Below are 10688 nucleotides of genomic sequence, written 5' to 3' on the forward strand. Positions count from 1 at the left end.
TCTCTCGGGTCCACATCCCGAGCTTCCACCACAGCCGTTCTGGCTCAGCAACCCATTCTCAAACAGGCTCTGAGCAGAACGACACAGGTGAAATAGCCTTTACCCGAGTTTTGAGCCAAGAGAACTTCTACAATACCTTAACGCAAGGCGCGCAAGGTAGCCCAATTAACATAACAATAAACTTGTTCGAATGGGCACAAAAAGAACAGCCAATGCGAGCATACTATGGCCAAGTTGCGGCAAGCGATGTCGCTGACTGGTACAACAAGCACCAACCAAGGCTGTTTTCGAGAAATATTCGATCGTTCCTTGGAAGCAATACCTCGGTCAACGAGAGCATTTGCGCATCGTTGCAGAATAACCCAGAAATATTTTGGTACCTCAATAATGGAATTACTGCACTTTGCGGATCAATCCGCAAGAGAGCGATCGGCGGTACTACACGAGATGCAGGTCAGTTCGACTGCACGGACGTGACTATCGTAAATGGAGCCCAGACAGTCGGCTCCATTTCAAGTATGTCTAAGACAGATCCCGAGTCATTGAACTCAGCGCGAGTTCCTATTCGTCTTATATCTCTTGAAGGTTGCCCTGAAGACTTTGCCATCCAGGTTACTCGTGCGACGAATACACAGAACCGCGTCGACTCTCGCAACTTCGTCGCGTTGGACCCCGAACAGGAGAGGCTCCGAAACGAGTTGCAGATCGAGGGTATTGATTATGAGTTTCGCCAGGGTGAGATAGAAGGTGCCGGTCCCACTCGGTTCGGGCTAGTTGAAGCTACGATAGCCTTGGCATGTTCTCGACAGTCTGTAGACCTCGCCGTACAAGCTAAACGAGAAATCAGTAAACTTTGGGACGACTTGAGCAAGGCGCCATACAAGACACTTTTCCATTCCGGACTGTCTGGACCGAACCTTTGGCAGAGAGTTCAATTTCTCCGCGAAATGGAGAAGGCTCTCGAAGAACAGAGGCAAATATTTGAAGGCCGTAGCGCTCATGTAGCCATACACGGCAACAGAATCGTCGAATATTTGGCCTTCAAAATGATAAACGATGCTCAGAAGAAAAATCAGAGAGTCACTCTTGATGACATCAATGCATTTACTAAAAGAGTTTTGAAATGTGTGATAGAATGCACGGAAAATAATTATCCTGACTCGTACATAGCCAGCCTCTACAAAAATGCTACAAAATGTAAAGTGATTGTTGATGATGCCGCGAATCATCTCTCCATTACGTGAAAAGGGTATTAATGCATAGGTAATGGATTCGGGTTTTGCTACTTACAGCAGGAGCGTGGTCGCCACCGTAAATCTATGAGCCGTCGCCAAGGCCGAGCTGGAAAGGATGGGCACGATGAACTCGTCATTGTGGGAGCGGTTCAAACGACCGGGCCGGTTCGAACCGTTGACCGTGTGTCCTGCGGTTCGCCCACCGAATTCGTTCTCCATAAGACTCCTGACCGCTAGGCCGTCGCAGCCGTGATGCCCGCCTCGCGCTGGCACGGTCCGCGCCAATCTCCATCCCCGCCCGGAGCTCCGTCGAGAACCTGAGCACGAGCGAGTCCATCACTGTCCTTCTCCGACTGCGGCAGAGGATGCGGACTCGGCTCGCATCTGGATTCGCGCGTTCCCGCCCTGATATAGTTCAACGAATTGGGCCGGCATGGCTCTTCGGCCTCGTCGACTCGCCACTGCACGACAACGGGGTCCCAGGCCCCGACAGCAGGAACCTCGGGGGGAGCCATGCCAGAGACGGAACAGTACCAGTCGCGACCGGTCGGAATGCTGCCCAACAGCCGGTTCCCGCTGCTCGTCCATCGTGCCGGGATCTCCGGCGGCGGAGTGGACGCGGTCAAGGCGCGCTTCCGCCAGAACGGCTGGCTCAACAACTGGACCTATCCCGGCATCTACACCTACCCGCATTTCCACTCGACCACCCATGAATGCCTGGGCTGTGCCGTCGGCTGGATGGAGGTGGCGCTGTTCGGCCGTGGCGGGACAAAAGTCCGCATCGAGGCCGGCGACGTGATCGTCATGCCGGCCGGCGTCTCGCACCAGATGACCGGGTCGAGCGCCGACATCGTGATGGTCGGCGGCTACCCGGACGGCCGCGACTGGGACAACATGCAGGAAGAGCAGATCACCGAGGAAGAGCGTCGCGCCGCAGCCAAGCGGATCATGATGCTGCCGATCCCGGCGCGCGACCCGGTGACCGGCCTGCCGATGCAGCCATGGATCGACGCCCCCTCCTCGGTCGACGCCGACCTGAACGACTACCGCGATGCGCTGGATGCGCGGTGAGCAGCGCCGCTGCTGCGCGAGGCGGCGGAGCCAGGTCCTGCTGCTTGGATGAGGTGGCTACCTCTCTTCCCGGCACATGATCCGGACGCCCGCTGGTGAAGCCCCAAGAAGACGCCGCAGCCGAAGCCTGGGCGATCTTCCAGGCCGCACGCTTCGGCGGGAAGCCCGTCACCCGCCCGCCCTGCGCACCGCCGCAGGCAGCGGCCGCTCGCCGAAGTCGATGGTCGAGCGCCGGAGGATGTTCCCGGCCGCATCGACGATCAGGCGCAGGCGCCGGTTCCCATAGAAGAAGGTCAGCCGGTGGCGGCCCGCATCCGCATCCTCGCCGCGCTCGCACCGCCCGGTGATCCGCCCTTCGCGCAGCAATGTCCGCACGGCGGCCGGGTCGAGGCGCAGATCCTGGCCCAGCACCCGCGCATCGACCTGGAAGCCGCCGTCCTCCAGCTCGACCCTGCTCATCGCCGGATAGACCCTGGTCGAGGAAGGTGCGGTCGACATCTGTCCGTCCCCCAAAAGCTGCGGCCTTGCTTCCCTGATGTGGCTTCTCCCCTGGCGGCCGCGACCGATCCCGGCAAAGCTGGGACATCATGACGCCACCCTTCTTCACCATCGGCCACTCGACCCGGACCCTGCCGGAGTTCGTGGCCCTCCTGCAGGAATCGGCCGTGACGGTGCTGGTCGACGTTCGCACCGTGCCCCGCTCGCGGACCAACCCGCAGTACAACCGGGACACCCTGCCGGACGCGCTGGCGCCCTTCGGCATCGGCTACCGGCACATCGCCCCCCTGGGCGGTCTGCGCGGGCGCCGCAAGGACCGGGCCCCGTCCCAGAACGGCTTCTGGGAGAACACCAGCTTCCGCAACTATGCCGACCACGCCGCGACCCCGGCCTTCGCGGCAGGCCTGGCGGAGCTGCGCGAGCTCGGCCACGCCCAGCGCTGCGCCATCATGTGCGCCGAGGCGGTCTGGTGGCGCTGCCATCGCCGCATCATCGCGGACTACCTGCTCGCGGCCGGCGAGACCGTCTGCCACATCATGGGTCCCGGCAAGACCGAGCCCGCCCGCCTCACCCCGGCCGCCCGCCCGGCACCGGACGGGACCCTGGTCTATCCGCCGGCCGATCCGGCCTGAGGGCGACGCTGCCGAAGACCGTTTCCGCCAAGCACCTCACCGCGCGAACGCCAGCCGCTTGAACCCGGCCAGCTCGCTATAATGGATCAGGAACACGTTGTTGGTCGCCGCCAGCGCCCGCGCCGCCCGCGTATAGCCCTGGTTCGACACCACGCAGGCGGCCTGGGCCTGGTAGTGCTGCCGCGCGGCGGCGACTTCCTGGACGGCCTTGTTGCCGATCGGCGCGGAATGGTACTTGCACTGGAACACCACCGCCCGGCCCTTGTGCTCCGCGATGATGTCGGCCCCCTGGTCGCCGCTGGCCCCGGTGGCGCGGGCCCGCCAGTCCTGCTTGCGCAGTTCCTCCATGCAGAACTGCTCGAAATCGCGCCCGGACAGCTTGCGCCCGGGCTTGAGCGAGCCCAGCGCCTTGGTCCGCTTCTGCCGCGCCGCCTCGTCCAGGAGCGCGATCGCGAAGCTGCGGAACTCCGCGGCGAAGAAGACCTGCTGCCCAGGCGGCAAAAGCGGCATCACTACCTTCTGCACGAATCGCTCCAGATGCGCGATCCAGCGATCCGTGTCCTCCACGCCATAGTCGTCGACCTGGACCAGCCGCGCACGGTTCAGCGCCAGCTTGTCGGCATGGGCCAGGAATGCGGTCCGGATGGCGGCCAGGCAGCGTCGCCGCCAGCAATAGTTTCGCCAGGACCGACCGAGGCTGCGCAATACCAGCGGCAGGATCAGAAGGACGACCAGCAATATCCAGCCGCTGCTGCGCACGCTCTCGCCGAACAACTGCACGGCGATATTCTGCAGCAGGCCCGCCAGCATTGGCAGCAGCAGCAGCGCCAGCAGGAACGTCTTCACTCCCTGCGGCAGCGGCCGGGCAATATTCTTCTCGGCAGCCGGCCTGCGCCGCCGCTTTGCTGGCGGTTTGCGCGGCGTCTGGGCGCCCGCCCTTCGAGCGTTCAGTGCAGATCTGGCCACAACTCACTGATGCCCAAGGACTTCCGCCGGGAGTTTCGCAACCGTTAGCTTAGTTCGCGCATCCCCTCCCGGCTAGATGGGAAGATTCTCGTCCCAAATCGCCGGCTGCCATGCGATACTGGCCGGCAGCGACCGTTCGACCAGGGTACTGCCGGAAAGGGAATGCGAAGAGTGAATCTGCACAAACGAACCCGAGAACGCCACAAATCCGAGCCAGCACAACGGCTTGGCCATTCCCGGGATGCCCGCGTTCAGCGTCTGGTGGCGTTGAAGAAGAAGCCCCCGCCGCCGAACACGCCCACCCCGTCCATATGGTTCTTCGCCCGGTCCAGCGTCGCGTGGCGCACGTCGCTGCGGACCCCGGCATAGGCGATATGGCCGACAAAGGAGCAGATCGGCCCGGAACTCAGCCGCAACTGGCCCGACGCCGCCACCTCGCGCCCCAGCATGTCGGCGCATTTGGTGCCGTTCAGGAAGTTGCCGGCCGCGTTCACCTGCAGGACGCAGCGCGTCCAGTAGGGCTCGTAGCCGCGCTGGTAGCCCAGCGAATAGACCTGCCAGATCCCGGCCACATCTTTCTGGGTGCAGGCGGCAAGTGCCTGGCCGGCCGGCAGGGCGACCAGGGCAGCGAGGAGGCAGGCGGCGAGGCGACGGATCATGGCGGCTCCGGCAGGAAGTGGTCCATGATCTTCCCTGCCTGCCGGGGGCCGTCCACACAAGGTTATTTATTCGTTACTTGGCCGATACTCGTGAAACAGCAGTTCCCGGGTATGGCTGGGCCGTTCGCAGCCGGTCACCGCACCGACATGCCGCCATCGACCGGCACGATCGCGCCGTTCACATAGGAAGCGTCCTCGGACGCCAGGAACACCGCCACCTTGGCCACCTCCTCCGGCTGGCCGACCCGGGCCATGGGCACATCCGCATACATGCCGGGTGCGGTCGCAGGATCGTCCAGCAGGGCCTGGATCATCGGCGTGGCGATGGGACCCGGGCAGATGCAGTTGACCCGGATGTTCTTGGCCCCCCAGTCCACCGCCAGCGTGCGGGTGAGCGACACCACCCCGCCCTTGGCGCAGGTATAGGCATCGGCGCCGAGAATGCCCTTGATCGCCTGGATCGAGGCATTGTTGACGATGGCCCCCCCGCCCTGGGCCACCATCACCGGGATGGCGTGCTTGCAGCCGAACGCCACGCCCTTCATGTTGATCGCGACGATGCCCTCCCAGGCATCCTCGGGCGTGTCGACGATGCTCGCCATCTTGTAGCGCCCTGTCGCGCTGTGCCCGACCGCGGCATTGTTGAACAGCACGTCCAGCCGCCCGGTCCCCTCGATCGCGAACGCCACCAGGTCCCGGATCTCCGCCTCCTTGGCCACGTCGATCCGGAACGCCCGCCCGCCGATCTCGTCCGCGACCTTCAGGGCCAGGTCGCCATCGATGTCGGCCACCACCACCTTGCCGCCTTCCGCGGCGAACAGCCGGCAGGCCGCCGCCCCCATGCCCGACGCCCCGCCGGTCACCACGATCACCTTGTCCTGGAAGCGCTGCATCGGGCTCGCCTTCTCCTGCTCATGCCGCTCGGTGGCGCAGGGCTTGCCCGGTTACCCGCGGTTGCGCAACCGCACGCACCACCCATATGCCGACGATGACCCTGCTTCCGGCAGGGCGGTCACAGCTTCGCCCCGGTGTGGTGCCCCTGCCGCTCCGGCCGTTGCACAGCGGCCGCATTGCCTGCCATGACCCCGCCATGACCACGCTGGAACTCTACCGAACCGAGCGGACCACCCCTTGCCTCGTGGTCGCCGACCATGCCGGGCGGATGGTGCCGGAAGGGATCGAGCTGGGGGTCGACCCGCACGACCTGGCCCGCCATATCGGCTGGGACATCGGGGCGGCGACCGTCAGCCGGCGCCTCGCCGACCGGCTGAACTGCGGGGCGATCCTGTGCCATGTCAGCCGGCTGGTGATCGACCCGAACCGTCGCCCGCGCCTTCCCGCCTCCATGCCCGTGGTCAGCGACGGCACGGTGGTGCCGGGCAATCGCGACCTGGCCGAGGCGGACATCACCCGCCGGATCCGCAACCATTTCCTGCCCTATCACCGGGCCATCGCCCGCTGGCTCGGCAGCAGGCGCCGGGCCGGCATCGTCCCGGCCATGATCGCGGTGCACAGCTTCACGCCCAGGATGCTGGGCCAGAGCCGGCCCTGGCAGGTGGGCGTGCTCTGGCGCGGCGACCGCCGGCTCGCCCAGCCGCTCCTGGACGGCCTGCGCCGGGATCCGCATCTATGCGTAGGGGACAACCAGCCCTACTCCGGCGAGCAGGACTTCGGCTACACGGTCAACTTCCACGCCCAGCGCACCCATATCCCGCATGTGATGGTGGAGCTGCGCCAGAACGAGATCGACCGGACCGAAACCGCGCTGGCCTGGGCCGACCGGCTGGCCGACCTCCTGATCCCGGCCCTGGCCGACCCGGAGCTCTACCGGACCTACGAGGGCGACAACCTGGCCGACCTGCCGGAGGGTACCAGCTGGCGCCAGGCGGTCAGTTGCTCCTCCTCGACCCGCTGATGCCCGAACCCTGGGAATTTGCCGCCATGGACGACCAGACCCGCACCGAACTGGAAGCCGCCGTGTTCCGCACGCTGGTGGAGCACCTGCGCAGCCGCAACGACGTGCAGAACATCGACCTGATGAACCTGGCCGGCTTCTGCCGCAACTGCCTGGCCAAGTGGTACGCCGCCGCGGCCAAGGAGCGGGACATCCCGGACCTGGACTACGAGGCCGCCCGGGAGATCGTCTACGGCATGCCCTATGCCGAGTGGCGCGCACGCTTCCAGAAGGAGGCGACGCCCGAGCAGCAGGCCGAGTTCGCGAAGAGCCAGGGCGGCCATTGACATTGACGCTCGTGGACGCTGGTGCTCAAGGGGTGGATCTTCCGCTAAGTTCCACAGGCGCCTGGAAGTTGTGGACGGGCCGCCTTGTGGACAAGTCGGGACGGATCCGGTCCCGGCACTGATCCGGCTCAACCATCGCCTCAACAAGGCCTGCCGGGTTATCCACAGAAGCGGCCTGCCTGTGGGAAGTGGGGATGGATCGGTTGATCCGATTTATCCCGCATTGACTGCGTGGATCGTGCCACGTTGTCCTTACTTATCCACAGGCACGCTTTTCAGGCGTGGACGGCCAGCAGCTCGGCCACGAAGCGCGGCACCTCCTCCGTCGCCTTGCCGAAGCGCCGCTCCTCGAACCGGGCGCTCACCAGCGATTCGGCGAGGTTGATCTCGACCGTGTGCGCCAGGCTCGAGCCGCGCACCGCCTCCACGAAGCCTGCGGCCGGATAGACGTTGCCGGACGTGCCGATCGCGATGAACAGGTCGCAGACTTCCAGCGCGTCCTCGACCTCCTCCATCGCCTTGGGCGTCTCGCCGAACCAGACGATGTCCGGCCGGAGCTGGCCGGCGACACCGCAGCCAGGGCAGGCATGGGCCGTGCCGAGATCGACCTCCCAGCGGCCGTGCCAGCCGCAGCGCACGCAGCGGACCCGGTCGAGCTGGCCATGCATGTGCAGGACGGCGCGCTGGCCGGCCCGCTCGTGCAGGTCGTCGACATTCTGGGTCACCACCCGCACCTCCCCCGGCCAGCGCCGCTCGAGCTCGGCCAGCGCCAGATGGGCCGGGTTGGGCTGCACCGCCGGGTCGCGTAGCTGGCGGCGCCGATGGTTGTAGAAGCGATGGACGCTTTCCGGGTCCGCGGCGAAGGCTTCCGGCGTGGCCACCTCCTCGAAGCGCCGCCCCTCCCAAAGCCCGTCCGGGCCGCGAAAGGTGGGCAGGCCGGATTCCGCCGAGATTCCGGCACCGGTGAGCACCACGATCCGTGCATCTGAGCCGATCCGACGTCGAAGCATGAGTGACCATCCTCCTGCTGCCGAAGCCGGACTGATCCGGCTTGAGGCACGATCAGGCACGCTCAGGCAAGCGTGCCGGGCGTCGTTCATCCGACCAGCATCCCTCTAGCCGCCCGCTGCGCATGCGTCACGTAGGCACGCGTCTCGGGCTCGCAAAGCAACTCAGGCTCTCAAAGCAAAATGGCGAGCGGACATGCGGGTCCTGTCGCACCGGTCTTTCCGGCACGCAGCCACATGTTCACTCGCCATGGAATGGTTGGCTCCCCGGGCCGGACTCGAACCAGCGACCCAGCGGTTAACAGCCGCTTGCTCTACCGACTGAGCTACCGGGGAACGTGGGTTGGTTCTTATGGGCCGCCGCCGGGCTTGGCAAGCGCTATCTGGTCGGTGCATCGATCCGAAGCGAACCGATCCACCACTGGATATGTCGATGCGCTTCGCCCTCCTGAGCCGGCTTCCCTACCGCCGCGTGCTCGTCTGGCAGGAACTCTTGCAGGAAGCGCTGGGCAGTGCCGAGGTGTTGCTGGGCCCGCCGCACGCCGACCCGGGCCCGGCCGAGCGCGCTTCGGTCGAGGTGCTGTTCGTGGCCGACCCGGCACCGGGCAGCTTCGCCGGCTGGCCCGGGCTGCGGTTCGTGCAGAGCCTGTGGGCCGGAGTGGACGGGCTGCTGGCCGACCCGTCCCTGCCGGAGGACCTGGCACTCGCCCGGATGAAGGACCCGGCCTTTGCCGACGAGATGGCGGAGAGCGTCGTCACCCACGTGCTGAGCCTGCACCGCCAGTTGCATCGCTACCGGGCGCAGGCCGCCCTGCGGATCTGGCAGCCCCTGCCCCAGCAGCGCGCGGCCGAGCGGGTGGTGGGCGTGCTGGGCATGGGCGAGATGGGCGGGCGCGCCGCAGCGGCCCTGGGGCGCCTGGGCTTCGCCGTACTGGGCTGGAGCCGGAGCGGCCGATCGGTAGCCGGGGTCGAGGCCTATGCCGGGTCGGATGGCCTGGCGGCCATGCTGCCGCGGGCCGAGATCCTGGTGAACCTCCTGCCGCTCACGCCCGCAACCCGCGGCATCCTGGACCGGTCCCGGCTGGCCCTGCTCCCGCCGGGTGCCTGCCTCGTCAATCTCGGGCGCGGCGCGCATCTGGTGGCGGCCGACCTGCTGGCCGCCCTGGACGAGGGCCGGCTGGACCACGCGGTGCTGGACGTGTTCGACACCGAGCCCTTGCCGGCCGACGATCCGCTCTGGGAGCATGGGTCGGTCACGGTGCTGCCGCATGTGGCCGCGGTCACCGACCCGCGCACGGCGGCACCGATCGCGGCCGCGAATGCCCGGCACTTCCTGGAGGGGCGCGAGCCGGACGGTCTGGTCCGGCGCGAGCTGGGCTACTGACGGCGGATCAGGCCGCCATCTCCTGGCGGATGACCTCGGTCGCGAACTGGTGGCGTGCCCGGTAGTCGGTCGAGACCGCGCGGGCATGGCACCATGCCCGGAACTGGTCCGGCTCGATCCGCACCTGGACGACCGGCAGCCCCTGCTCCCGGAACAGGCGCAGCGCCTCCTGCGCGGCACCGTGCCAAGCCGCGAACGATGGCGGCAGGCGGTCGCCATCGCTGAACAGGTCGCGCAACCGGGAATAGTCGCCCGGGTCGAACCACGGAAAGCCGATCGACGGAGGCATCGCCATTCTCATGTGTCGCTTGTCTGGTTGCTCGTGCCGCATCGCCGGATGACGACTGCCGGACGCGCTTGGGCTCATCCGGCATTGCATCGCGACCCCGACAAGCCATGCCCGCCAGACGGTGTCGGTGACGAATGTCACAAGTTCGCAAATGTTCTTTCACGTCGGCAGCCGGACCGGCGCCGGACGGTCAGCTCGCCCGGCAGCGGATCGCCCAGACATCGGGGCCGCGCTGCCGGTCGCGGCCGAACACCGGCAGCCGGTCGCCGCCGGGCGTGCCGGGCCCGAGGGGGCGCGGCACGATGCCCTCGCTCAGATGGAGGACGGCCTCGTCCGGATCGATGCCGGGCGGAATGCGCCACGCGTCCCGGTCCACGCCGTGCCAGCCGAGCCGCCCCAGCAGCACGACCAGCTCGCGGCGCTGGACGGGGCAGCAGTCGCTTGCGCCCAGCTCAAACAGAAGGTCTCCATTCACCGGGATCTCCTCGACGACCAGCTGGACCGGCATTTCCTCATGCCAGGCAGATTGCGGCACTGCGGACGTTATGCAATGCGGCAATCATGATCATCGTCCGGCGCGATCCGGCCGGACGCCGCCGGCAGCTTCGCGCCGCCGTCCCCCCCTGCCCGCCTGCCTTAGAGCCTGTTTGAGAATGGGTTGCTGAGCCAGAACGGCTGTGGTGGAAGCTCGGGATGTGGACCCGAG

13 protein-coding genes and 1 tRNA gene are annotated in these 10688 nt (G+C 66.2%); 6 read left to right on the plus strand and 8 right to left on the minus strand.

What is annotated here, in order from left to right:
* Together HLA95_RS25745 and HLA95_RS25750 are read left to right on the plus strand one after the other, a co-directional pair.
* Positions 1 to 1244: AIPR family protein (locus tag HLA95_RS25745; protein ID WP_222184967.1), on the plus strand; the 1244-nt coding region annotated here is incomplete at its 5' end.
* 504 nt (positions 1245 to 1748) lie between these two features.
* On the plus strand, positions 1749 to 2306 hold the full coding sequence (locus HLA95_RS25750) for a hypothetical protein (RefSeq protein WP_191059331.1): 558 nt from the start codon (positions 1749 to 1751) through the stop codon (positions 2304 to 2306).
* A gap of 168 nt (positions 2307 to 2474) precedes the next feature.
* Here HLA95_RS25750 and HLA95_RS25755 read toward each other — a convergent pair whose 3' ends face one another.
* Positions 2475 to 2804, minus strand: a complete 330-nt coding sequence (locus HLA95_RS25755; protein WP_222184968.1) for a DUF6522 family protein — start codon at positions 2802 to 2804, stop codon at positions 2475 to 2477.
* Positions 2805 to 2893: 89 nt separating this feature from the next.
* On the opposite strand from HLA95_RS25755, the gene HLA95_RS25760 reads away from it, so the two are divergent.
* Positions 2894 to 3436, plus strand: a complete 543-nt coding sequence (locus HLA95_RS25760) for a DUF488 domain-containing protein (RefSeq protein ID WP_191059330.1) — start codon at positions 2894 to 2896, stop codon at positions 3434 to 3436.
* 36 nt (positions 3437 to 3472) lie between these two features.
* Here HLA95_RS25760 and HLA95_RS29005 read toward each other — a convergent pair whose 3' ends face one another.
* The 3 genes from HLA95_RS29005 to HLA95_RS25775 form a co-directional block, all read right to left on the minus strand.
* Positions 3473 to 4282 carry a restriction endonuclease gene (locus HLA95_RS29005; protein ID WP_191059329.1) on the minus strand — a complete coding sequence of 270 codons (810 nt, stop codon included), beginning with the start codon at positions 4280 to 4282 and terminating at the stop codon, positions 3473 to 3475.
* 371 nt (positions 4283 to 4653) lie between these two features.
* Positions 4654 to 5061, minus strand: coding sequence for a hypothetical protein (locus HLA95_RS25770; RefSeq protein WP_191059328.1), 408 nt, complete (start codon positions 5059 to 5061; stop codon positions 4654 to 4656).
* Between the two features lie 134 nt (positions 5062 to 5195).
* On the minus strand, positions 5196 to 5954 hold the full coding sequence (locus HLA95_RS25775; protein ID WP_191059327.1) for an SDR family NAD(P)-dependent oxidoreductase: 759 nt from the start codon (positions 5952 to 5954) through the stop codon (positions 5196 to 5198).
* A gap of 197 nt (positions 5955 to 6151) precedes the next feature.
* Between HLA95_RS25775 and HLA95_RS25780 the strand changes: the two genes are divergently transcribed.
* Together HLA95_RS25780 and HLA95_RS25785 are read left to right on the plus strand one after the other, a co-directional pair.
* Complete coding sequence (locus HLA95_RS25780; protein ID WP_191059326.1) at positions 6152 to 6976, plus strand: N-formylglutamate amidohydrolase; 825 nt, start codon at positions 6152 to 6154, stop codon at positions 6974 to 6976.
* Positions 6977 to 7002: 26 nt separating this feature from the next.
* A complete protein-coding gene (locus HLA95_RS25785; RefSeq protein ID WP_191059332.1) occupies positions 7003 to 7302 on the plus strand; it encodes a DUF1244 domain-containing protein in 300 nt (99 codons plus the stop codon).
* A gap of 275 nt (positions 7303 to 7577) precedes the next feature.
* Here the strand turns inward: HLA95_RS25785 and HLA95_RS25790 are convergent, their stop codons facing one another.
* Both HLA95_RS25790 and HLA95_RS25795 read right to left on the minus strand, forming a co-directional pair.
* Positions 7578 to 8312 (minus strand): NAD-dependent deacylase, encoded by a 735-nt coding sequence (locus HLA95_RS25790; protein ID WP_191059325.1) that lies wholly within the window; start codon positions 8310 to 8312, stop codon positions 7578 to 7580.
* Between the two features lie 257 nt (positions 8313 to 8569).
* A tRNA-Asn gene (locus tag HLA95_RS25795) sits at positions 8570 to 8645 on the minus strand.
* A 97-nt stretch (positions 8646 to 8742) separates the two neighbouring features.
* Between HLA95_RS25795 and HLA95_RS25800 the strand changes: the two genes are divergently transcribed.
* Entirely contained in the window at positions 8743 to 9693 is a 951-nt protein-coding gene (locus HLA95_RS25800) for a 2-hydroxyacid dehydrogenase (RefSeq protein ID WP_222184970.1), read from the plus strand.
* A gap of 7 nt (positions 9694 to 9700) precedes the next feature.
* On the opposite strand, the gene HLA95_RS25805 is transcribed toward HLA95_RS25800, so the two are convergent.
* Both HLA95_RS25805 and HLA95_RS25810 read right to left on the minus strand, forming a co-directional pair.
* Positions 9701 to 9988 (minus strand): hypothetical protein, encoded by a 288-nt coding sequence (locus tag HLA95_RS25805; RefSeq protein WP_191062627.1) that lies wholly within the window; start codon positions 9986 to 9988, stop codon positions 9701 to 9703.
* Positions 9989 to 10172: 184 nt separating this feature from the next.
* Complete coding sequence (locus HLA95_RS25810; RefSeq protein ID WP_222184972.1) at positions 10173 to 10490, minus strand: hypothetical protein; 318 nt, start codon at positions 10488 to 10490, stop codon at positions 10173 to 10175.
* Positions 10491 to 10688 lie beyond the last annotated feature (198 nt).

Source organism: Geminicoccus harenae (genome assembly GCF_019800005.1).
GTDB classification, from domain to species: domain Bacteria; phylum Pseudomonadota; class Alphaproteobacteria; order Geminicoccales; family Geminicoccaceae; genus Geminicoccus; species Geminicoccus harenae.

Excerpts from the sequence above, each read along its gene's own strand:
- HLA95_RS25755 (WP_222184968.1), bottom strand. The coding sequence starts at position 2,804 with ATGTCGACCGCACCTTCCTCGACCAGGGTCTATCCGGCGATGAGCAGG.
- HLA95_RS25760 (WP_191059330.1), top strand. The coding sequence starts at position 2,894 with ATGACGCCACCCTTCTTCACCATCGGCCACTCGACCCGGACCCTGCCG.
- HLA95_RS25800 (WP_222184970.1), top strand. The coding sequence starts at position 8,743 with ATGCGCTTCGCCCTCCTGAGCCGGCTTCCCTACCGCCGCGTGCTCGTC.
- HLA95_RS25775 (WP_191059327.1), bottom strand. The coding sequence starts at position 5,954 with ATGCAGCGCTTCCAGGACAAGGTGATCGTGGTGACCGGCGGGGCGTCG.
- HLA95_RS25780 (WP_191059326.1), top strand. The coding sequence starts at position 6,152 with ATGACCACGCTGGAACTCTACCGAACCGAGCGGACCACCCCTTGCCTC.
- HLA95_RS25810 (WP_222184972.1), bottom strand. The coding sequence starts at position 10,490 with ATGCCGGTCCAGCTGGTCGTCGAGGAGATCCCGGTGAATGGAGACCTT.
- HLA95_RS25785 (WP_191059332.1), top strand. The coding sequence starts at position 7,003 with ATGGACGACCAGACCCGCACCGAACTGGAAGCCGCCGTGTTCCGCACG.
- HLA95_RS25770 (WP_191059328.1), bottom strand. The coding sequence starts at position 5,061 with ATGATCCGTCGCCTCGCCGCCTGCCTCCTCGCTGCCCTGGTCGCCCTG.
- HLA95_RS25790 (WP_191059325.1), bottom strand. The coding sequence starts at position 8,312 with ATGCTTCGACGTCGGATCGGCTCAGATGCACGGATCGTGGTGCTCACC.
- HLA95_RS25750 (WP_191059331.1), top strand. The coding sequence starts at position 1,749 with ATGCCAGAGACGGAACAGTACCAGTCGCGACCGGTCGGAATGCTGCCC.
- HLA95_RS25805 (WP_191062627.1), bottom strand. The coding sequence starts at position 9,988 with ATGGCGATGCCTCCGTCGATCGGCTTTCCGTGGTTCGACCCGGGCGAC.